General features: G+C 45.0%; 23 protein-coding genes and 2 pseudogenes. 12 read left to right on the top strand and 13 right to left on the bottom strand.

Annotated features, from left to right (window positions below):
• Positions 1-12: 12 nt before the first annotated feature.
• The 3 genes and pseudogenes from nrdF (at position 13) to BLT29_RS02690 (ending at position 2,204) form a co-directional block, all read left to right on the top strand.
• On the top strand, positions 13-1,005 hold the full coding sequence (nrdF, locus tag BLT29_RS02700) for a class 1b ribonucleoside-diphosphate reductase subunit beta (protein WP_090774783.1): 993 nt from the start codon (positions 13-15) through the stop codon (positions 1,003-1,005).
• Positions 1,002-1,625: a hypothetical protein gene (locus BLT29_RS02695; RefSeq protein WP_090774782.1), complete on the top strand. Its 624-nt coding sequence runs from the start codon at positions 1,002-1,004 to the stop codon at positions 1,623-1,625. The genes nrdF and BLT29_RS02695 overlap by 4 nt, the downstream gene beginning before the upstream one ends.
• A 5-nt stretch (positions 1,626-1,630) precedes the next feature.
• Positions 1,631-2,204, top strand: a pseudogene (locus tag BLT29_RS02690) (DUF3885 domain-containing protein).
• Between the two features lie 171 nt (positions 2,205-2,375).
• Here BLT29_RS02690 and BLT29_RS13540 read toward each other — a convergent pair.
• From BLT29_RS13540 to BLT29_RS02675, 4 genes and pseudogenes are all read right to left on the bottom strand, one after another.
• On the bottom strand, positions 2,376-2,477 hold the full coding sequence (locus BLT29_RS13540; RefSeq protein WP_245701008.1) for a putative holin-like toxin: 102 nt from the start codon (positions 2,475-2,477) through the stop codon (positions 2,376-2,378).
• Between the two features lie 191 nt (positions 2,478-2,668).
• The gene (locus BLT29_RS02685) at positions 2,669-3,214 is read right to left on the bottom strand and encodes a GNAT family N-acetyltransferase (protein ID WP_090774780.1); all 546 of its coding nucleotides are present in this window, start codon (positions 3,212-3,214) and stop codon (positions 2,669-2,671) included.
• Between the two features lie 39 nt (positions 3,215-3,253).
• Positions 3,254-3,808: pseudogene (locus BLT29_RS02680) on the bottom strand (GNAT family N-acetyltransferase).
• 27 nt (positions 3,809-3,835) lie between these two features.
• A complete protein-coding gene (locus BLT29_RS02675; protein WP_090774779.1) occupies positions 3,836-4,381 on the bottom strand; it encodes a cysteine hydrolase family protein in 546 nt (181 codons plus the stop codon).
• A gap of 109 nt (positions 4,382-4,490) precedes the next feature.
• Here BLT29_RS02675 and BLT29_RS13250 point away from each other — a divergent pair, with 109 nt between their 5' ends.
• Together BLT29_RS13250 and BLT29_RS02670 are read left to right on the top strand one after the other, a co-directional pair.
• Positions 4,491-4,667 carry an SE1832 family protein gene (locus tag BLT29_RS13250; protein WP_176763766.1) on the top strand — a complete coding sequence of 59 codons (177 nt, stop codon included), beginning with the start codon at positions 4,491-4,493 and terminating at the stop codon, positions 4,665-4,667.
• A 148-nt stretch (positions 4,668-4,815) separates the two neighbouring features.
• Entirely contained in the window at positions 4,816-6,120 is a 1,305-nt protein-coding gene (locus BLT29_RS02670) for a glycoside hydrolase family 18 protein (RefSeq protein WP_090774778.1), read from the top strand.
• Between the two features lie 2 nt (positions 6,121-6,122).
• On the opposite strand, the gene BLT29_RS02665 is transcribed toward BLT29_RS02670, so the two are convergent.
• From BLT29_RS02665 to BLT29_RS02640, 6 genes are all read right to left on the bottom strand, one after another.
• The gene (locus BLT29_RS02665; protein ID WP_090774777.1) at positions 6,123-7,124 is read right to left on the bottom strand and encodes an agmatinase family protein; all 1,002 of its coding nucleotides are present in this window, start codon (positions 7,122-7,124) and stop codon (positions 6,123-6,125) included.
• Positions 7,115-8,386, bottom strand: a complete 1,272-nt coding sequence (hutI, locus tag BLT29_RS02660) for an imidazolonepropionase (protein ID WP_090774776.1) — start codon at positions 8,384-8,386, stop codon at positions 7,115-7,117. Before hutI ends, BLT29_RS02665 begins: the two co-directional genes overlap by 10 nt.
• A complete protein-coding gene (hutU, locus tag BLT29_RS02655; protein ID WP_090774775.1) occupies positions 8,383-10,053 on the bottom strand; it encodes a urocanate hydratase in 1,671 nt (556 codons plus the stop codon). The genes hutI and hutU overlap by 4 nt, the downstream gene beginning before the upstream one ends.
• Before the next feature lie 141 nt (positions 10,054-10,194).
• Positions 10,195-11,649, bottom strand: coding sequence for a helix-turn-helix domain-containing protein (locus BLT29_RS02650; protein WP_176763765.1), 1,455 nt, complete (start codon positions 11,647-11,649; stop codon positions 10,195-10,197).
• A gap of 60 nt (positions 11,650-11,709) precedes the next feature.
• Positions 11,710-12,240 carry a GNAT family N-acetyltransferase gene (locus BLT29_RS02645; RefSeq protein WP_176763777.1) on the bottom strand — a complete coding sequence of 177 codons (531 nt, stop codon included), beginning with the start codon at positions 12,238-12,240 and terminating at the stop codon, positions 11,710-11,712.
• A 384-nt stretch (positions 12,241-12,624) separates the two neighbouring features.
• The gene (locus tag BLT29_RS02640) at positions 12,625-13,470 is read right to left on the bottom strand and encodes an NYN domain-containing protein (RefSeq protein WP_245701004.1); all 846 of its coding nucleotides are present in this window, start codon (positions 13,468-13,470) and stop codon (positions 12,625-12,627) included.
• Between the two features lie 240 nt (positions 13,471-13,710).
• On the opposite strand from BLT29_RS02640, the gene BLT29_RS02635 reads away from it, so the two are divergent.
• From BLT29_RS02635 to BLT29_RS02605, 7 genes are all read left to right on the top strand, one after another.
• The gene (locus BLT29_RS02635) at positions 13,711-14,535 is read left to right on the top strand and encodes a hypothetical protein (protein WP_090774772.1); all 825 of its coding nucleotides are present in this window, start codon (positions 13,711-13,713) and stop codon (positions 14,533-14,535) included.
• The gene (locus BLT29_RS02630) at positions 14,536-15,717 is read left to right on the top strand and encodes a hypothetical protein (RefSeq protein WP_090774771.1); all 1,182 of its coding nucleotides are present in this window, start codon (positions 14,536-14,538) and stop codon (positions 15,715-15,717) included. It abuts the gene before it with no gap.
• A gap of 28 nt (positions 15,718-15,745) precedes the next feature.
• The gene (locus tag BLT29_RS02625; protein ID WP_090774770.1) at positions 15,746-16,126 is read left to right on the top strand and encodes a GntR family transcriptional regulator; all 381 of its coding nucleotides are present in this window, start codon (positions 15,746-15,748) and stop codon (positions 16,124-16,126) included.
• The gene (locus BLT29_RS02620; RefSeq protein ID WP_090774769.1) at positions 16,119-16,808 is read left to right on the top strand and encodes an ABC transporter ATP-binding protein; all 690 of its coding nucleotides are present in this window, start codon (positions 16,119-16,121) and stop codon (positions 16,806-16,808) included. The genes BLT29_RS02625 and BLT29_RS02620 overlap by 8 nt, the downstream gene beginning before the upstream one ends.
• Entirely contained in the window at positions 16,805-17,623 is an 819-nt protein-coding gene (locus BLT29_RS02615; protein ID WP_090774768.1) for a hypothetical protein, read from the top strand. The genes BLT29_RS02620 and BLT29_RS02615 overlap by 4 nt, the downstream gene beginning before the upstream one ends.
• Before the next feature lie 188 nt (positions 17,624-17,811).
• Positions 17,812-18,951 (top strand): GAF domain-containing sensor histidine kinase, encoded by a 1,140-nt coding sequence (locus BLT29_RS02610; protein ID WP_090774767.1) that lies wholly within the window; start codon positions 17,812-17,814, stop codon positions 18,949-18,951.
• Entirely contained in the window at positions 18,932-19,579 is a 648-nt protein-coding gene (locus BLT29_RS02605) for a response regulator (RefSeq protein WP_090774766.1), read from the top strand. The genes BLT29_RS02610 and BLT29_RS02605 overlap by 20 nt, the downstream gene beginning before the upstream one ends.
• On the opposite strand, the gene BLT29_RS02600 is transcribed toward BLT29_RS02605, so the two are convergent.
• From BLT29_RS02600 to BLT29_RS02590, 3 genes are read right to left on the bottom strand one after another with little or no spacing between them, the layout of a single operon-like run.
• Positions 19,576-19,929 carry a hypothetical protein gene (locus BLT29_RS02600; protein ID WP_090774765.1) on the bottom strand — a complete coding sequence of 118 codons (354 nt, stop codon included), beginning with the start codon at positions 19,927-19,929 and terminating at the stop codon, positions 19,576-19,578. The genes BLT29_RS02605 and BLT29_RS02600 overlap by 4 nt on opposite strands.
• A gap of 3 nt (positions 19,930-19,932) precedes the next feature.
• Positions 19,933-20,925, bottom strand: coding sequence for an S-adenosylmethionine:tRNA ribosyltransferase-isomerase (locus tag BLT29_RS02595; RefSeq protein WP_218123995.1), 993 nt, complete (start codon positions 20,923-20,925; stop codon positions 19,933-19,935).
• Complete coding sequence (locus BLT29_RS02590) at positions 20,925-21,656, bottom strand: SDR family NAD(P)-dependent oxidoreductase (RefSeq protein ID WP_090774763.1); 732 nt, start codon at positions 21,654-21,656, stop codon at positions 20,925-20,927. The genes BLT29_RS02595 and BLT29_RS02590 overlap by 1 nt, the downstream gene beginning before the upstream one ends.
• Positions 21,657-21,782: the final 126 nt, after the last annotated feature.

Raw genomic sequence — 21,782 nt, 5'->3', positions numbered from 1 at the left:
GACGAGCACGTGATGGCACATATATACGATGCAGCCAATTGGTCACAACACGAAGATGATTTTACGCAAATGTTCTATAATCAAAATGTGAAACAATTTTGGCTTCCTGAAGAAGTTTCTTTAAACGGCGACCTACTCACATGGAAGTATTTATCTCCCGCCGAAAAAGATACGTACATGAAAGTTTTGGGCGGCTTAACTTTACTTGATACAGAACAAGGCAATACAGGAATGCCAATTATTGCCGAACACATTAACGGACATCAACGTAAAGCGGTACTAAATTTTATGGCGATGATGGAGAATGCGGTTCATGCGAAGTCATACTCGAATATTTTTATGACCTTAGCAGCAACAGAAGAAATCCACGATGTGTTTGAATGGGTCAAACAAAATAAACGTTTGCAGTTTAAAGCAGACCGGATCGTTTCAAAATATAAAGCGATCACACCTGGTGACGACCATTCTCTCTTTTTTGCATTGGTTGCATCTGTCTACTTAGAGAGCTTCTTGTTTTACAGCGGTTTTTATTATCCACTTTATTTTTACGGGCAAGGGAAGTTGATGCAAAGTGGTGAGATTATCAACCTCATTTTGCGTGATGAAGCGATTCATGGTGTGTACGTTGGCCTGCTCGCCCAAGAAGTTTACAACAAACAAACGCCAGAAGTACAACGTACCTGGTACGATAAAGCGATTGCGTTTTTAGAAGAGCTTTATGAAAATGAACTCACTTATACAGAGGAACTTTATGACCCGGTTGGCTTATCTGCCGATGTGAAAAAGTTTATTCGCTACAATGCCAACAAGGCATTAATGAACCTCGGATTTGACGCTCATTTTGAGGAAGAAGAAATTAACCCAATTGTATTGAATGGTTTAGATACGAAAACAAAATCACATGATTTCTTCTCCATGAAAGGCAACGGGTACAAAAAAGCAACGGTTGAGCCGTTGCGCGATGAAGACTTTGTTTTTCCAGAGAAGGAGGCACCTGTGCGATGAACAAGATGGATGAACAAATTGTTGTTGCCCCGCGTAAAAATATTTTTCAAGAAGAAACACTCACTTTCCAAGGAGTCACAAGCAACCAAGCACAAATTGAACCAATTATGGCAGCATTAAGCACCTATTTCGACGAGATGCGCCGCGGTGATGCCGAAGAAAACGAAGCGTACAAACAACCAATTCCTTATGTTGTCATCCGTCGTGGCTCACAAGTTTATTTGTATGAACGACTACAAAAAGGTGGCGAGGCACGGCTCCATAACAAGTTTTCGATTGGTTTTGGTGGTCACATGAATACAGGCAGCGCCAACACATTTTCTGACCTCATTACAGAAAACATGATGCGTGAACTGCAAGAAGAACTGTATATTGAGCGCGATATGATGGAGAACGTAGATACAATCGGTTTGATTAACGATGACGACACCGATGTCGGTCGGGTTCATATCGGCATTTTAACGGTGATCGACGTCGTAAAAGATGCGATCATCTCCATTAAAGAAACCGATCAACTCTCTGGACGGTGGATTTCGATTACCGCATTAAATGAAGATGCGACGTTCAATCGACTTGAACGTTGGTCGCAATATGTAGCGCGGATTTTGCAAAGAAGTTAAGCGCGATGCAGCTACAGTCTTTCTTGGCAATTCATTTTCCTGATCTTATCTTGCGTCCACCGTTATTTTATAACTGGACGCCAAGCTTGCGGTTCGAGATTGGGTCGCCTGCAATCTGTTTCCGTACGCAACAGGAATTGTATATAAACGAAGCATTCAAGCGAGCGAACACGTTGTTTCAACATGTTTTTCAACCAGAAGATGACATCTTGCTCGTCACTACTGTGTACACGGGTACCAATCCCAGCTGATGACGGTGAAGGAACGTACCCGTGGTTTGTACTTGCCTGTCAAACAAAGCACCTTCGCGCTGCAGCATTGTTAAAAGCCATTCTACATGAAGACTTCCGCCACCACTCTACACTTTTAAAAAGAGATCGTTACAGTGGCTGTGAAGTATATGTGGTCAACGTCACGAAGCAAATGATTTTCCACCTTTATGATGATCGTGGTTGCGACATGATCGCGGCTGAAAAAGAAAATCTTCGCTCTCTGTATAAGAACTTCAATCACTGGTTATTAGACTATGATCGAGCGCAAATGGATAAGGTGTTTGCGGATTTGCGAAAGTCGACTTGACGGCTCTCGTACGGCACGTGTATACTTAAATTAAGTAAAAGCATACACTAAAAACAACCGCGAGTGCTTGAGAAACACTCACGGCTTTCAGTAACAGGGTTCCCTTTAAGAGGGACGGCCGATTGATAAGGTACTGATAACCACCCTACCGCGTGGCATGCTTAAGGGTGGTTACTTGTTGTTATCGCTATCTTTCTTTTGCGACAAGCTGATGATCGATACAATCAAACCGCCAAATGCTACCATAAGCATAAACGCCTCAAATATCGTCATCTTGCGACACCCCCTTTCGATAGGGAGTACCGCCCACCCTTAAAGACCCTTTCGTTACTGCACTGTCATTGTAACATGATGTGCCTTTATATGACAGCGCTTTCATTAAAGATGCGCGGGGACACTCAAATTTTTTAAGGATAACCAGCCATCAGCGCTGACAACAACGCCAATGGCTGGTGGTACTTGTGTTACGAACCTTGCAAATACTCCTCCCTCAGTAACCCATAACATTTCGAGTCGATGTACATCCCATCTCTCATAAAGTGTTGCCGCATCAGACCTTCTTCTTTCAATCCGATCTTCTCCATGACACGCCACGAAGCGGGGTTATGAGCAAATGCTCGCGCCATGCATTTATGAAGCTTCAATTCGTTGAAACAATACGCCAACATCGCACGCGCCGCTTCTGTCGCATACCCTTTCCCCCAGTGTGACTTACCGATCCAATAACCAAGTTCCCCACGGTTGTGGGCGGGCTCGATCCGAACACTCATTGCACCAATACAATCATCTATTCCTTGTTCCGTGATCGCAAACACAACATTATTGCCTTCTTCTACCCGCAGTTGTACAGACCGAATAAAGGTTAATGCTTCTCCTTCTGGATACGGATGGGGGATATTCAACGTCATTTTCGCAATATCCGGATCACTCACATATCGTTCCACACGTGCTGCGTCTGTTTCAGCAAGCGGTCGTAGTATGAGACGTGCTGTTGTTAATGTCGTCGTCATCTCATCTCCTCCACCCTTCTGTATGTCAGTCCAAACAAATTACAACAATGATGACGTCATTTCTTGGAACTCATCTCGCAACAAACCGTAATATTTTGCATCCATGTACACACCATTTTTCTTAATGTCCTGCCGCAATATCCCCTCTTCTTTCATCCCGATTTTTTCCATGATCCGCCATGAAGCTGGGTTATGAAGAAAAGCAACCGCCATACATTTATTAAGCCCACATTCATTGAAACAATGCACCATCACCGCACGCGCTGCTTCTGTCCCGTATCCTTTTCTCCAGTATGGTTTTGCGATCTAATAACCGAGTTCCCCACGGTTATGCGCAGTTGCTAAACTGACACTGATAATCCCTATACAATCACCTACACCTTTTTCTGTCATAGCGAAAAAGAGAGCGCTGCCTTCCTCCACCTGCTGTTGTGCCGACTGAATAAAGGTTAACGCACCTCCTTCTGGATAAGGGTGCGGGATATTGAGCGCTGTTTTCGCCACATCGGGGTCGCTCGCATATCGTTCTACAAGTGGGGCATCTGTTTCAGAAAATGGTCTTAATACGAGACGTTCTGTTGTTAATGTTGTCATCCTAGTTTCCCCACTCTCTCCCTTAAATTAGCGTATCTCTGCACCGAGCACACCTTTAAAGTGGCGTAATGCCCATTCATGACCGGCAGGATCAAAACTGGCAACCGCGTCTTTGTAAATGACTAGTTTATATCCAAGTGAATAAGCGTAAATGGCTGTGTGTAATACACAAATATCAGTAACATCGCCTGTCAAATGCACTTCTGTGACCCCGTTCTCACGCAACAACAAATCCAAATTCGTGCCAACAAACGCAGAATAACGTGTTTTATCAAGCCAGTGTACGTGATTTTTGTCTTTGATTTGATCATAAAGTGTGCCAACTTCACCGAACAGCGCACGTCCCTTAGTACCACGAATATTGTGGGGTGGAAACAACTTCGCCTCCGGGTGATTTGCATCATTTTTCTCGTGGACATCAGTCGCAAACACAATCATCGCTTTTGCTGCATCAAACTCACGTATACGCGATACAATCGCTTGTTCAATCGCTCGACCCGGCTCACCAACAGGTAACGCGCCGTCTTCAGCAATAAAATCATTCGTATAATCAATCACGAGCAGCGCTTTCATCTTCGTCACCTCTTTTTCTTTTCATGTATATTACCATCATTTCGACTACACGGCTATACAAAAGACACATTTTTTGCTATGGTTCTTAAAAAGGGGCTGAACTCGTACAATGGAACAAAAACTTGCTGAATTAAAAAGTGATTTCGTCCGCCTCCAAGGCGATATTGAAAAGATTGAATCGATCGGCGGCGATGTGACGCAATCAGTGAAACAACTCGACGCATTAGAGAAAGAAATTGCGGTTGTAAGGGCCGAGCTAGCAAAAGCGAGAAACCGGAAGGACTGATTTCCGGCTTCTCGCTTTTTATGTTTATCTGATTCTCGAATCGCACCCAACTAGGCCATGGTGCATAAGATACGAGAGATCCAAAGTCGGTTTGAAATCCGACCTCCGGCTTCTGATTTCTGTATTCCGGGTTAGGAGGTGACAAAGTATGCAACTGCACGTCATCCAAACAGGAGAAACACTCTCTGGCATTGCTGGAGCGTATGACACGACCATTCCTGCCATCACAACAGCCAATCAAATAGATGAAAATGACGCGCTCGTCGTTGGACAAACGCTCGTCATCCCGGTCACCGGACGCTTTTACTGGGTGGAACCAGGTGATACATGGGGAACCATCGCGAGACGTTATCATCTAAGCGCAAGCGCCATCGCGGCACTCAATCAACTGAGTCTCGCTACGCCACCCCCAGTCGGTACCCGACTCCACTTGCCAGCAGCGGAAAAAATAGAAATTGAAACCAATGCCTACCTAGAGCCGATGGCAGGCGTCGTGAGCCCGCACTTACAAGCCGCAGCCCAAGAAGCGAGTCCCTTTCTCACTTATTTAGCGCCTTTTAGTTACCACATGAACGCCGACGGCACATTGACACTCGTTCCTCTCGACAATTTGCCCGCAATCGCGAGCGCGCATGGCACATCACTAATGATGGTTGTGACCAACTTAGAAGAAGGAGCGTTTAGTGGTGAGCTTGGGAAAGCGATTCTCTCTGACGAGACAAAGCAAGACGCATTGCTCGATGCGATTTTAGCAGAAGTCGCTCGCGTTGGACATTTCACTGATGTTCATTTCGATTTCGAATTCCTCCCCCCTGAGGAGCGCGAAAATTATAATCAGTTTTTACGAAAAGCGGTTGATCGCCTGCACCCCGCTGGCCTGCTCGTTTCCACCGCGCTCGCACCAAAAACGAGTGCCGAGCAAGTCGGACAATGGTACGAAGCCCACGACTACCGCGCTCATGGCGACATTGTCGATTTCGTCGTGCTCATGACGTACGAATGGGGCTATTCCGGTGGGCCGGCAATGGCTGTATCGCCGATTGGTCCAGTGAGCGAAGTCGTCGACTACGCATTAACAGAAATGCCAGCACAAAAAATTATGCTCGGGCAAAATTTATACGGCTATGACTGGACACTGCCATTCGAACCAGGAGGTGAGTATGCCCGCGCCATTAGCCCGCAGCAAGCAATCGACCTTGCCCGTACCCACAATGTCCCAATTCAATACGATGAAACCGCACAAGCACCGTTCTTTTTCTATACAGACGACCAAAACAATGAACACGAAGTTTGGTTCGAAGACGGACGCTCAATCCAAGCAAAATTCGATTTGATTAAAGACCGTGGTTTACGCGGGATTAGTTACTGGAAGTTAGGGCTGGATTTCCCGCAAAACTGGCTACTTTTAAACGACCAATTTACAATCCGAAAACATACACGAACGCGGCGCTAACATCATGCGCCGCTTGTTCGTTTATATAAACCAACGAGTGCATTCAACCATGTGTGCACGGCGACTTTCACCGTTGCATCATGCACATCTTTACGTGGATCAAGGCAAACAATATCAAGCGCTGCCACTTTCGGGTGGGCACCGAGCTGCAAAACGGCATCGAGCAACTCATCCGTGTACATACCACCCGGCGTCGAGGCGGGCACACCAGGAGCATGACTAATATCAAGGACATCCATATCGACGGTCACATAAATGGAGTCGACTTCTGTTGTGAGTGCTGCTAGTGCATCGGCGATCGTTGCTTCTAAGCCACGTTTACGTGTTTGCTTCATCGTATAGTAATGAATCCCGTGTCTGTCTGCGACTTCTTTTAACGGCTCACCGTTAAAAAAGCCATGTAAACCGATGGTGTGGACATGCTGCCCCGAAACGACACCTTCTTCAACCAATTGCCTGATCGGTGTTCCGTTTGCTTTTCCGAGTTCCGCAGGATCACGTAAATCAAAATGCGTATCTAATTGGATGATGCCTATTTTTTTGCTTGGTTCAGCTTTCTGCATTCCCCGCACCACACATGCAGTAATCGAATGATCACCACCGATCGTTGTCAAAAATGGTTCCGGATAGTGCGTCCGTAAAAAACATGCCGTTTGCTCAATCGCTTCATGCGTCACCGCCGAATCTGTCACATGCTCGACCACATCACCGACATCGACGACACGTAACCCCGCAAGATTGACATCCTCATCGATGTTATATGTCGCAAATCCACGCCATAAGCGCCGGAATGCCATGGGATGTTCAGATGCCGCCGACGCACTAATGGACGTACGTGACAACGGCACCCCCCACACGAGCACATCAACCTGCTCTTCGCACGCCGGAAGCGCTTCTCCAGCTACTTCAACCCACTCGGATACAAAGCGAGGAGCCGCGTCTCCAGTAGGACGCTGCCACGAGAAAGGTGCACACCTTAATTCGGCTGGGCGTCTCACACGCATCCACCTCGTTGATAAACGACCTTACCCGCTTTCATCACTGTGTCGGTATGATTCATCCCGTAGTGATACACAAGCTGACGGTAATCAGGGATATCATGAACAACAATATCTGCTTGTTTGCCGACTTCAATACTACCCACACGCGTTGCTTGGTCAATCGCATGCGCCGCATTGATTGTCACGGCCGTAAGCGCTTCTGCTGGCGTCATCCCCATGTTTAAACAAGCTAAGCTTAAAATAAGCCCCGTTGATACCGTCGGTGAAGAACCTGGATTACAATCAGTTGACAACGCCACTGGCACGCCAGCGTCAACCATCTTCCGACCATCGGCCGCGTCTGTCATTAAAAAGAACGCCGTCCCCGGCAACAATACACCAACCACTTTTTTCTCGGCCATCGCTTGAATACCCGCATCAGAAATGCGCAGCAAGTGATCTGCGGATATCGCACCAACTTGCGCCGCGAGCTCTGCCCCTTCATATGGCTCGATCTCATCGGCATGAATTTTCGCTTTTAAGCCATGCGCTTGCCCTACTTTTAGCACACGTTCTGCTTGAGCAGGTGTAAACACACCGCGCTCACAAAATACGTCGTTAAATGTTGCTAAACCGAGCCGCGCCACTTCGGGAATCATTTTTTCACACACAATATCAACAAACGCATCTTCATTCCCTTTATACTCAGCTGGTACTGCATGCGCGCCCATAAACGTGTGAACGATATCGAGTGGATGATCACGGTCGAGCGCATGCGCAACTTCTAATTGGCGCTTTTCCACTTCCCAATCGAGTCCATAACCACTTTTCGCTTCCACCGTTGTGACACCATGTTGCATAAACTGGTTCAAACGCCGTTTACTTTGCGTATATAGCTCTTCAAATGAAGCTGCCCGCGTCGCCCGCGTTGTCGCATGAATCCCGCCACCGGCATTCATGATGGCCATATAACTTTCGCCTTGTAAACGCATCGCAAATTCTTGCTCGCGACTGCCTGCGTATACTAAGTGCGTATGCGGCTCGACAAAGCCCGGCGTGACCACTTTCCCTGTGGCATCAATGACTTCTGCTGACGCAATCTCTTCCGGAAATGCAACCAGCAATGCCTCATGCGTATCCACACCAATAATCTCATCATCACGTAGCAACACATTCGCATCCGTCCGCACGTCAATCTCACTCATGTCTGTACCGACTTTAGGCGTATCACTCGCGCCAGCCATCGTGATGACTTGGTTTGCTCCTTTAATATAACGATACGTCATTTTGCATCCTCCTTTGCCAACATTGGCATATCCATCCCCGTTCGTCTCGCTGTCTCTTGTGCCAGCTCATATCCGGCATCCGCATGACGCACAACGCCCATACCAGGATCCGTTGTCAGCACACGCTCAAGTCGTTTTTCTGCTTCTTTTGTTCCATCGGCAACAATGACCATGCCCGAGTGGAGCGAGTAACCCATACCGACACCGCCACCGTGATGCAACGACACCCAACTTGCCCCACCAACACTATTGATCAACGCATTCAAAATCGGCCAGTCTGCCACTGCGTCACTTCCATCTTTCATCGCTTCTGTTTCGCGGTTTGGTGAAGCAACAGAACCGGAATCAAGATGATCACGACCAATGACAATCGGTGCTTTTAATTCTCCAGCCGCAACCATGTCATTTAAACGCTTTCCAAAACGAGCGCGATCACCGTAGCCTAACCAACAAATACGCGACGGCAAACCTTGGAACGCAATTTTCTCTTGCGCCATCCGAATCCACTTGCACAATCCTTCGTTATCCGCAAACATCTCCAAAATTGCTTCATCTGTTTTGCGAATATCTTCTGGATCCCCAGACAACGCGACCCAGCGGAACGGCCCTTTCCCTTCACAAAATTGTGGACGAATATACGCTGGGACAAAGCCAGGGAAAGCAAACGCATCTTTTACCCCTTCATCGAGGGCAACTTGGCGAATATTGTTACCGTAGTCAAAAGTAATCGCACCTTTTTCCTGCATCACAAGCATGGCTTTTACATGGGTTGCCATGCTTTGCTTCGCTTTGGCAATGAGCACATCCGGCTCATTTTGCCGAGCCGCTGCGGCCTCCGTAAGTGTCATTCCCACAGGAAGGTAGCCATTTAATGGATCGTGCGCCGACGTTTGGTCTGTTAATACATCTGGCTGGAAACCGACATCAATCATTTGCGGCAATATTTCGGCTGCATTGCCAAGCAAACCAATGGATAGCGCACGTTTTTCGGCTTTTGCCGCCTCTGCTTTTTCAATCGCTTCCGCTAACGTATATACTTTACAATCTAAATACTTTGTTTCAATGCGACGGTCAATCCGCTCCTCGTCCACCTCAATTGCCATGCAAACGCCTTCATTCATTGTCACCGCCAGCGGTTGCGCGCCACCCATACCACCGAGACCCGCAGTGACGGTAATTGTCCCGGATAATGAGCCGTTAAAATGCTGGCGCCCGAGCTCCGCGAATGTCTCATACGTCCCTTGGACAATGCCTTGACTACCAATATAAATCCAGCTTCCTGCCGTCATTTGCCCGTACATCATCAGCCCTTTTTGATCAAGTTCATGAAAATGGTCCCAATTCGCCCAAGCTGGTACTAAATTTGAGTTCGCCAAAAGTACACGTGGCGCATCTGCATGTGTTTTAAATACGACAACGGGCTTCCCCGATTGCACAAGTAATGTTTCATCGTTTTCAAGTCGCTTCAATGTCTTGACAATCGCTTCATAGCTCTCCCAGTTTCGTGCTGCTTTCCCGATGCCACCATAAACGACCAAATCGGCTGGATTTTCCGCGACATCGTCTTGCAAGTTATTGGCTAACATCCGTAACGCTGCCTCTTGGACCCAGCCTTTCGTGTTTAGTTCACTTCCTTTATACAATGTCACTTTCTTTTTTGTGGTCATAAAAAAATCCCCTCCTCCTATATGTTAGCTTTAGTATAGAAGAAGGGGAGTGACCCGCATAGACGGTTCCTATTTTGATTTTGATGATTCATTTTGTTTTTCCTGAGCAAAACAATACCAAAATAGCATTTTATATCGCAATTAAGCTTTTAATTTGATCCTCTGTTGCTGCCGGAATGCACTCGGTGTGAGACCTACTTCTTTTTTGAAGATACGACTTAAATAATTTGCCTCTTTTAAACCGCTACGTAAAGCAACTTCACGAATAGAACACGGTTCATTCGCCAACAGTTCCTTCGCTTTTTCAATCCGACGTTGAACGACCAGGTCACGAAAAGACTGCCGATTTGCTGAGAGGAGCGCACTCAAATAACTCGGGTTGCGCCCGACATACTGAGCCACATCTTTTAACGACAGGTCACTTTGCGTATACGACCGATCAATAAATGCAACCGCTTGCTCGATCACATCTGTCATCGATGGCTTTTCTGCTTGCGCTTCCAGTAGTTGTGAAATAAATAAAATAAACGCTTGTACAATCCTCGATAAAACCTTCCCATGCAAAATATGCTCAAACATTTCATGGTAAGCCCGTTCTAACCGTGCTTCGTCCATGCGTTGTTGGATCATAAACCGTCGAACTTGCGCGAGCACACTTGTCAGTTGAATACGTACAAGCTCTGGATGAATATCTCCGTCAGAGGACGGCAAAAACGTTTCATACAACCATGCTTTGATCGGGGCTAACGCACCTTCGTCAAGCATTTCAACCCATTCTCGTTGCGCTTCAGCTGATAACAATGGGTCAATCTTACGAAATTTAAGTGTTCTCCTCACAGAAATGACTTGCTGAAAGCCTTGATAAAACGTTTGCATGCAATGCGCTTTCGCTTGCACATACATTTCATCCAATGACGTGCCTTCAGGTGGATCTTCATAAAGAATGACACTTAGTTGTGACTGATGGCACTGTCCCCAATCAAACACAAATCGTTGTCCCAATTGATCCAATGGCGCCACAGGTTTATCAGAAAATAACAACACGACATGATCTTGTTGCGCAATCACCGTTGCCAATGCGCCTTCTCCATATTGACGCAAAAAAACAACAATCCGATCCACATCGCCATGATCTGTTGATAATAATAACAATGCATGCACTGGCAGTGCATCTTTTTTAAACACATCATCTTTTTCGATGACACGTGCATGTACAGGCTGCTTTTGACGTGCCACCTCCTGTAACTGATGGAATCTCCGCTGAAATTGCTCAAATGACAGCGGCTTGATAAACAAATCAATTGCTTGAATATCTAACGCGCGCATCGCAGTTGCATATGTTGCTTCCGCAGATAGTGCCAATACAATTGGCTCGTAATGCGCAAGCACCTTTTTCACATGAGACCAATCATCTGAAGACAGCATATCAAACTCTAAACATACGATTGTCGGTTGCTCATTTTCTAACAATGATAAAAGCGATGCGACATCACCAGCTTCGTGCACAGATTGGCACACGAGTGGTGAGCGCCCAAACAACCACTTTAAACCTGATCTTTCTAATGGATCGCGATCCGCAATTAAAACAGTATGCATATCCCACCTTCCTTTCATTAGTCGTCAAAAATCAGATTAGGAAACGCGCGACACTGACTTTTACAACCATTCTTCCCGTAATACCCCATAACGAATTGAGTCATAATATACACCATTGTAAAAACGGCATTTCCGCATCCGGCCTTCCAGCGTCATCCCAAGTTTTTCCCCTACACGCATCATCGGTTTATTGCCAGACCACGTTGTAAACCCAACCCGTTCCACCACCGGTACTGCTTTAAATACATAGTCAATCCATGCACGCAAGGCACGTAACCCAATGCCACTTCCACGGTTAACTGGATCATAAATCAAAATGCCTGTTTCCAGCCACCGAGAAGGCTCATATTCCCAGTAATAAGAAACGATACCGATCAGCACATCATCGACAAAAATCCCGTAAAAGTCGTCTTGGTCAACATAAGTTTCTTTCTTTTCCAGTAGTTGTTCATAAGACATCGTACGATGGGGGAAGTATGGCGCGTCCCACTGTTTCCATTCCGGTGCCTCTTCTTTATACCCAAGTTCCCAAAAGCGTTTTAAATCATCAGACATCAATTTGCGTAAATACAATCGTTCATCAACAACAATCACAAACATTCCCCTCTCCACAGGTCCCCATTCGCACACTTTTTGCGCCTTTGATTCTCTTATCCTAGACGCACTAGCACGTAATCGCTTTCAAGAGAACATACACGAAAGAGAGGTGAGGACGTTTCTCCCCCACTCTAACAATACATAGAAAAGGTCAAGGTATTTCCTTGGCCTTATAACGAATTTGTCTAACGCATTCATTTTTTAGCGAATAGTAGCGAATAGGTTACTTACCTATATCATAAAGAAAGACATAACAACAAGTCAACCCTTAAAATTCGACAATACGAGAATAAAAAAAGATGCCACACAAAAAAGTCTACATACATAAGGTGTTCTCCACCCGTTTCTTGTTGGAAAACACCTTATGTGATCATCAACTTAGACGTTCTGTAAGGGCGCGATCCATGCACGTCCTAATTCCGTCAGTGCCAAACTCGGTTTCACATCACCATTTCGTAACTCTTTATTTTCCGTTCCAATGAGCCGCTCAACTTTCAATAAATCAATGAGCTCACTCGCAGCATTGGCAGGCATCGCAAATTTAAGAGAAAATTGATTCCGAAGCCACGGTGCACCTAAGTACAATTCGTTCCCTGCACCAAAACGACTTTCCCACTCTTCAATAAAACGAAGCGCTTCCATTTTATAAGCAGCTAAGTCATATTCTTTGACCTCAAGCTGTAAAAATTCCCTTAAATCCTCGCTGTAATGGGAGTAATTTGTTATATCTGTATGCTTTGGTGCTGCTTCAGATAAATAATATAGCTCGACCCGTTTTCCTTTAAACATCAATCGACTCATAATTGGCACCATATCACTATCAGCTGTCACAAATACATAACAAGAAATATTCTCATCTTTATACGTACTCTCAATGGCATCAATACAAAGCTCAATGTCAGATGAGTTTTTACGAGAGTCGCCTTCCTTGTCATTAGAGTATACATGACGAATCTGTACCCGCTGTTTCTGTAAATCAGTTAAATTCGAACGAATCCGCTGAAAGTCTGCATAAGCCCGAAACGCGCGCACTTGGTCTTGTCCATAACGTTCCCACAAGCGATAAAATAAATTCTTTTCTAGTTCTTCATGATTCGGATTATGATTATAACGATTCATCAACGTCCAGTACACATTATCATAGTCAAGAAAAATTGCGACATTCCGATGTTCTGATGTCCTAAACGTAACCTCCTTATGCATTCCATGTCCTTGATTCACCATTGAACCGCCTCCCTAACACAAAATAAAGTCTCCTTACTATATATTCTACGACAAAAAACTAAAAAACCCTATGTGATGTTGTAGAATTTCTAAAAAAAATATATTTGACGTCTTTCATTTCCCACGTTTTATCATTTTTATATTAAAAAAGGGTTGACATGACGTCTGTATGAACTTTATAATACAGATTATCGTGTATGAATCGTTTAATACATACATTTTGTGATAGAGGTGATCTTTTTGTCCTATTTTAAACTTGTTCATTTCGAATTAAGTCGTGTTTGGAAAATATATGTTGGTCTTATGGGGCTCGTACTCATTGGACAATTGAGCGCGATCTGGTTTGGCGCAAATCAGTTTATGAAAGAACTTACACAGTTTGCACGAGAAAAAAGCATTAGCTTGAAAGCCGCAAGCACACACGAAGAATTCTATATGAGTAGTCCAAATGGATTTCTACGTGAGCCATGGTTTTACTACCCAATTATGGTCTCCATTGCTGTTTTGCTTCTTTATATGATTTTAATTTGGTACCGGGATTGGTTTGGTAAACACGCCTTCATTCATCGGCTTCTGCTCCTACCGACAACGCGCGCACCGATCTATTTTGCGAAGTTATCGACGATCATGCTCCTTGTTTTCGGACTGTTGGCATTGCAAATTGTCATTTTCTTTATTGGTGCAAAAATGATCGCTGTGATGGTTCCAGAAACCCTGTATGATACTGTGTCTTTAGCAAGTTTTACTGAAGAAGGCGTTTTCCCATTGTTATTACCAGCAGAAGCCCTCCTCTTTTTCGCTTATTATACCCTTGGGTTCACTTTCGTCACCGTTGTTTTTAGTATCATTTTGTTCGAACGGTGTTTTCGTTTAAAAGGCTTTTTCTTTGGCGCCATCCTGGCAGTTTGTTTCATCTTCTTACACGTTGCACCTTACTTAGTGGCAAATCAGTTTTCCTTGTATCCTTCAGAATCTGTATTGATCCACCTAGGTGTGACGATCTTCACATTAATTTTTTATACACCACTCAATCTCTATCTTTTGAAAAGGAAGGTGACGGTATAGATGAAACCTTTTGCATTGAAACGCTACTGGCCGAGTTTTCTTCTCGTTGCCTTTGCTTCAATTGTCATTACAATTTTATATGTCACAGTGAGCGACAAGCAAGTGCTTGACGCGAAGAAACTACAATTTGAAACAGTTGCTGGAGATAACAGCCTGCTGAAAGACCTTCAGCTAAACGTGGAATCACACGAAGATACTAGTAACGGTACAATCGCTTTTAACGACGGTACACTCACTTTTTCAGAGAATCCTATTTCTTGGCAAGAAAAATTAGACCAGCAATACGATTCGCACATGCAATCACTGCAAAACCGTTATCGCAACTTCATGCGCCCTTTCCAGTATGGAGGAGCCAATGCGACACCTCTTGAAACAGATGATGCGGTAGTTATTGCTAACATAACAGAAGGATGGTTTGATGAATTTGATAACAGCAGTGCACAAATTGACTTGGCTTTGCTGCAAAAAGAGACTGAGGCAGAGACACATTTTTCAGTGACTGTTGATTTACCTGGTGATACCAGTCTTTCGTATGTCCAAAACTTAGAGATGGTAAACAACCATCTTTACGCTATCTTAGATGTATACGACCATCAAACAGACATGAACAGTAACGTCTTATTAAATATTGACATGGATAAACAAGTGCTTACTTCCTCGACAACAATGTTAGATGACATCGCGGAAACACAAGGAACAGACAGTTACATTTCGTTACATGGGCTTTCACCTACCCCGACACCAACTGCCTGGTTTTTGATTGATCAGGAAGAAACAAGTCGTATTGCAGGTTATGACGCCACCGCAAACACGTCGTTCTTTCTCGAACAAGAAGGAGAGAACGGCATTATTGACCGCCTTCTCACCTTTAACGACATGCTCTATGCCGTCTCAACAGAAGATCAATTCCAAGTAGACGTATACAACATCGTGAATAAAACATTTCATGAAAGCATCACAACCGACATTACACTCTCAGAGGCATACAATACGGACTTCCTCATCAAAGATGGATTGATGTATGTATTAAATCTTGATTCGTACGAAAACAACACATCAAATGACGTTGGGGACGGTCATCTATATGTGATCGATGTCAATACAGGCGCCGTGCGCTACCACGGAAAACTCTCGAATGTGTCTTTGGGCTTATCCATTACTTTTGGAGAAGACGAACTATAGTCACATACAAGACAGGAAGGAGATCGAGATGAGCATATCATTCAACACGAGAGAGCCTGTGTATGTACAAGTCATTCGCCACTTCAAAGAGCAAATTGCTACGGGACAACTTCAAGCTGGACAAGAGATCCCCTCCCGACGTGAACTTGGCGCGACCTTGAAAATTAATCCAAATACAGCCCAACGCGCGTACAAAGAAATGGAGGAGCAACAGTTGATTTATACAGAGCGTAATCGCCCGAGCCGGGTCACAGAGGACGAGCGTGTATTACATGCTGTTAGACAAGAGCTCATTGAAGAGGCAATCGACGCTTTTATCGCCTCCATCCGCCCCATTCAAGTGCCATTTAATGAATTAATGAACATGACGAAAGAACGTTATTACAAGGAGGATACCTCTCATGATTGAAGTGAAAAACGTCTCAAAGAAATATGGTCGGAAAAAAGTACTTCATGACGTTTCCTTTACCGCACACCCTGGGGAAATGACTTGTCTCATTGGGATTAACGGTGTCGGCAAAACAACGATGCTGAAAATCATTACAAACTTAACACCAAAAAGTAGCGGCACCGTTACAATTGACGGACAACCATTACAAGCTAAAAGTTATGAAGTCATTACGTTCATTCCAGATGCGATTCCGATGCCACCCTCAATGACGATTGATCAAGCGATCACCTTCATGCGTGATTTTTATAAAAGCTGGAATGATACACGCGCAAATGAGTTGCTGTCGTTTTTCAAATTAGACCGGAGAACGAAAATCTCCGACCTATCAAAAGGAAATACAGCAAAAGTAAATTTGTTACTCGGTTTATCACTTGATGTAAAATATATTTTAATGGATGAACCGTTTTCCGGGATTGACATTTTTAGCCGTGAACAAATTTCTAACTTATTTTCTAGTGGCTTCCTTGAAGATCGTGGTGTGATTATTACAACACATGAAATTAAAGACATTGAACATTTAATTGACAAAGTGATCTTTCTTGATGACGGTCGTGTGTTGAAAACATTTGATACAGAGGAAATGCGTATTTCTGAAGGCAAGTCGATTGAGGATGTGATGCGCGAGGTTTATTTACCATGATGACGTATTTAAGGCTGACTCACTTCGAACTGCGCCGCTTCTTGCCTACTTATGTTGGGCTGCTCTTGTTTCTACTTGTCGGGCAACTCCTCGTTGTTTTCCGTAACCAACAAATTGAGTTAGGTGGTATAGCGGCGTTTATAAAAGAAGGTAAAACAGTTGATCACTTCCTTGCAGAACACGGACCTTTTACAATGGCTCCAGTCGGTTTATCCATCATCTACCAAGGCGCATTCATCATCGTGTTGACAATCATTACACTCTATTCCTTATTTATTTGGTATCGCGACTGGTATGGGAAAAACACAATCATTTATCGCTTACTTACATTGCCCCACGCCCGACTAAGCTTATTTTGGGCGAAATTCACAACGATTGCGCTTTTGTGGCTTGGAGCGATCACGTGGCAAATCTCAATTATTCCAATTCAACAATTATTTTACGAAATGCGATTTCCAACTGAAGCAGTTACGTCTGTCCCGATATACAGTGTGCTAAAAAATATCAATCCATCATTGTTTATTCATCCAGCTAATACGGTAGAGATGATCACACTTTTTCAAGGAGGCATTCTGTTCTTGCTAACATTGTTTACAATGATTGTCATTGAACGTGCTTATCATTTTACAGGCATTGTTCCCGCAATTATTTACGGCGTATGTATCTATGCCATCACGACATTCCCGTCTCAATGGTTCCATAGCTATATGTATCCTTCAGAACGTTTCTTTCTGGACAGTACTATTTTTCTTCTTGTCATGGCAATGAATCTACTCATTGCACATCGATTGATGAAAACACGAATTACAGTTTAAGCGCAAGGAAAAAGAGGCTTCCACCACCCGGAGGACATTCACTTACGTATGGTAGGTGGGTGTCCTTATTTTTATAGAGAAATAACACTTACGGTTCCCCAAAGCATTTTCTTCGCCCCTTCGCCCGTTATCCTATATAATCAAACAAAAGAAACCGCTCCCTCACTCTATCAAAAGGAGCCACCACCATGCACACCTTACATACGCTTAAACAAATCTCACAAACATTGAATCAGGAAACAGATCGGAAGACAATGTTAGCGCGCGTGCTCACCCATCTTTTACACGAAACAGGCTTACAAAGTGGCTGGATTTTTTTAATTACGAAAGACGGTGCGCATGAACTTGCTGCTGCGCACGGACTCCCACCCGCTTTAGCCAAGTGTGACTGCGCACCGTTAAGAGACGGTGGCTGTGCGTGCAAGAGCAAGTTTTTACAAGGATCGCTTGCCAGTGCCGTGAACATGATTGAATGTCAACGGATCGAACGCGTGCAATCACAACCGAACAAAGGTGTCGACGGAATCACCCATCACGCCACCATCCCCATCTACACAGGTGACGAAAAACTCGGTATTTTAAATGTCGCACATCCTCATAAAATCCATTACAACGAAGAAGAGCTACAATTGCTTGAATTGATTGCTTTACAAATCGGTACGGCTTTAAAACGGATTTCCCTCGTTGAGGAAGAAGCAGCACGTGCTTGGATATATGAACGACATCGGCTTGCACGCGATTTACACGACTCTGTGAATCAACTTGTATTCTCAATGCAATTAACCGCCCAAGGGTTGGCATTACGGGTGACAGACGAAGCAATACAAGGAAAGTTGCAAGAGCTGACAGCGCTCGCACAAGCAGCCCTAAAGCAGCTAAAAACGATCGTTTATGCATTGCGTGACGAAACCATTCGACACGACTTTATGACCGCAGTCACTACATACGGCCAGCAAATTGGAATGAACATTTCTTGGAAGAACACGGCAACACCATCCTTATCTGAGACACAAGCGATAAACCTTTACCGGATTGCTCAAGAGGTGTTAAATAACACGAAGAAACATAGCGGGGCAACTGGAGTACGCATGCACTTTGAGCATGAACATCATCGTTATCTCTTCCATTTGCACGATGACGGTTGTGGTTTTGACGAAAAAACCGCCCCGTCCCGCTCATCTTACGGCTTACAAACGATTCGCGAACGAACGCAAGCATTGAGCGGGCAAGCCACACTCGTAACAGCACCTGGTCGCGGAACAACATGGCGTATTTCTTTTCCAAAATTAAAAGGCGAGGTGAAAAATCATGAAGCTCATCTTAGCTGATGACCACCGCGTCGTCCGGCAAGGACTGATCTATTTTTTAGAAGCACATCCACATATTGAAATCATCGCTGAAGCAAGTAACGGGCAAGAAGCTGTTGACGCATATATTACACATCGACCTGACATGATCATTATGGACATTGATATGCCCATTCTCGATGGTGTCGCGGCAACAGAAGCGATCCTTGCACACGATCCAAAGGCGCACGTCTTTATTTTAACGAGCTTTTCCGCTAAAGACTTCGTCATCAACGCTTTACGCGCAGGCGCTTGCGGCTACCAATTAAAAGATGTCGAACCAAGTGTCTTAGTAGAAACATTAGAGGCGGCACTTAGGGGAGAAGCTCCACTACACCCTCGTGTGTTAAAACATGTCCGCGCCCACGTTGCGACACCCAAAAGCGGTCACGAACAAAAACTCGCACATTTGACACGCCGCGAGCGCGAAGTCTTACAAGAAATTTGTGCCGGCAAAAGCAACAAAGAAATTGCTGCCACGCTCGTTATCTCAGAGCCGACTGTGAAAACGCACGTGTCCAATATTATTGACAAACTTGAGGTCCAAGACCGGACACAAGCGGCTTTATTTGCCATTCAAGCAGGACTGGTGGAACCAAACCTTTTTTAACATGGCGCCATAACCACCAACTCCACCTCTAGCCCTTCCCCTGAGATAAAATAATACGCTTGCTCCCCTGAGGGCAACATCATCTCATCCGTTTGGACAAAACCCACATGTTTTAATGCCGCGCTTGTCTCAGTTACTTGCGTCTTGATTCCTACAAACGCTAGATGAAAAGATGCGCCCTCCTCCACTGTTTCTACCAACTCAACGCGCACCTCCCCTTTTTTCAAACACACACACCTTTCTACTGCTGTTCCAAAAAGCCACTCTAACGTGAATCCCCATGTACACATCCAGTCTATCAATACGTCCTCCAAATCATCTACACGAACACCAATATGATGTATATGCATCCTTTAGCGATCCTTCAACAATAAATTCATATCGCCAAATTCATGCCAATGATAATTGTGTGCGACAGCCTCATCATAAACCGCTCGTACGCCTCTATCGCCAATGAATGCTTCTAACAATTGCATATGGCTCGCTTCCCGCTCATGAAATCCTGTCAATAAACCGTCTATAACGGTAAACTGTTCTGGGTGCTGTACATGTAACGTCGTTTCTCCAGCCCCTGCGCACACACGCCCACGATGCGCAACTGTCTCTAACGTACGCACCACCGTTGTCCCAACAGCAATGATCCGTCCACCTGCTGCTTTTGCTTTGTTGATGATTGCTGCATTCTCTTTCGTTACCGTAAATAACTCTGGATGTAAAGACGGCTGTGGCCACCTGTCATCTTCGTAATAACTTAAACCCGCATGCAGTGTAATTGTCGCAAATGAAACACCGTGCGCGCGCAAAGACGCTAGTAAGCGCCATGTAAAAGCCCGTCCCGCTGACGCCATTTCCACTGAACCTGGCATCGTCCCATATACTGTTTGATAATCAGCAAGCGGCCACGGTTCTTTCACATATTCATAACGAATGACTTCACCATATTTATACAGATAATTGACCACCTCAAGCGCCGATGCATGGAATTTTAGCCGCTTTAGCGGTCGCTCACTCCCTTCACCTAGAAGCGTTGCTGTCAGGCTTCCTACAAATGTGAGCATCTTCCCTACCACAGCACTTTCATCTTCCATAATTAATACATCCCACACCTGCTCGCTTACGTGACGGGAAAGGCGGACTTCTCCGCCTCCTTGCAACCGTAACCGTGCCGGGATCGTGCGACTATTATTGAATACGAGCACATCATCAGGGCGTAGAAATTGCGGCAGTGAGGTAAACAAATCGTGCCACATGTTATTTGTGTTCGCTCCATACACGAGCATGCGCACGGCATCGCGTGTCTTTCCGAGGCGTTCCATCGGTGTCGTCGCTTCAATGATCGTGGCCATCATAAGCCCACTCCCCACTCATTTAATCCGTCGCGAAACGCGGCCGCTTCAAATCGTGTACCTGTAGGCGCTTCTCCCGTTGCTAAATAGTGAAAAATCGGCAGGCGTTCCTCCGGTTCGGCCAGTGGATAATCACAGTCTGGCACCGCAATCGCATGCATATCCGTATTCATTTCCCCGGGATCAACTAAATACATTTGTACACCAGTGCCATCCAGTTCATCGGCCCACGTTTCGATCATCCCTTCAACCGCAAACTTTGAAATGCCATACGCACCCCACTCCGCAAATCCCGTTTTCCCCGCTTCTGATGTTAACGTGATCACAACACCACGCTTGTTCTCTAGCATCGCGGGCAACACTTTTTTCGTGACTAAGAAAGGTAGCATCGTGTTCATGTGCATGACACGTGTCATCTCTTCTTGTGCGTAATCAAGCAACAGCGTTGGTCCTGGTCCAAAAATCGACGCATTATTAATAAGTACATCAATTCTCCCAAACTCAGCAAGTGCGAGTGACACAAACCGTTCAACATCTTCTTCCTTAGACAAATCACCGGGCATAACCAAAGTGGTTGCCCCCTCCTTTTTCAGTTCTCTTTCCAACTGATACAATTGATCTGCGCCCCGTGCAGCCAGTACAAGCGCATACCCTTTCTTCGCAAAATCCAACGCTAATGCTCTCCCTAATCCTTTTGACGCACCACTAATCATGACAACTTTTTGACTCATTTTCTCTCCCCCTCATTAGATTAAAGCTACTACTAGCATAAGCAAGAACATGAGAAGGGGCATCGCTCAAAAGGTTGTTCTTCGTTTCACCTCTTTGGATGACGCCATGCTCATTCAAAAGTTGTA

Origin of the sequence: Shouchella lonarensis (assembly GCF_900096965.1) — a bacterium.
Taxonomy (GTDB): Bacteria; Bacillota; Bacilli; order Bacillales; family Bacillaceae_D; genus Shouchella; species Shouchella lonarensis.
This window is presented reverse-complemented; position numbering and strand designations above follow the sequence as displayed.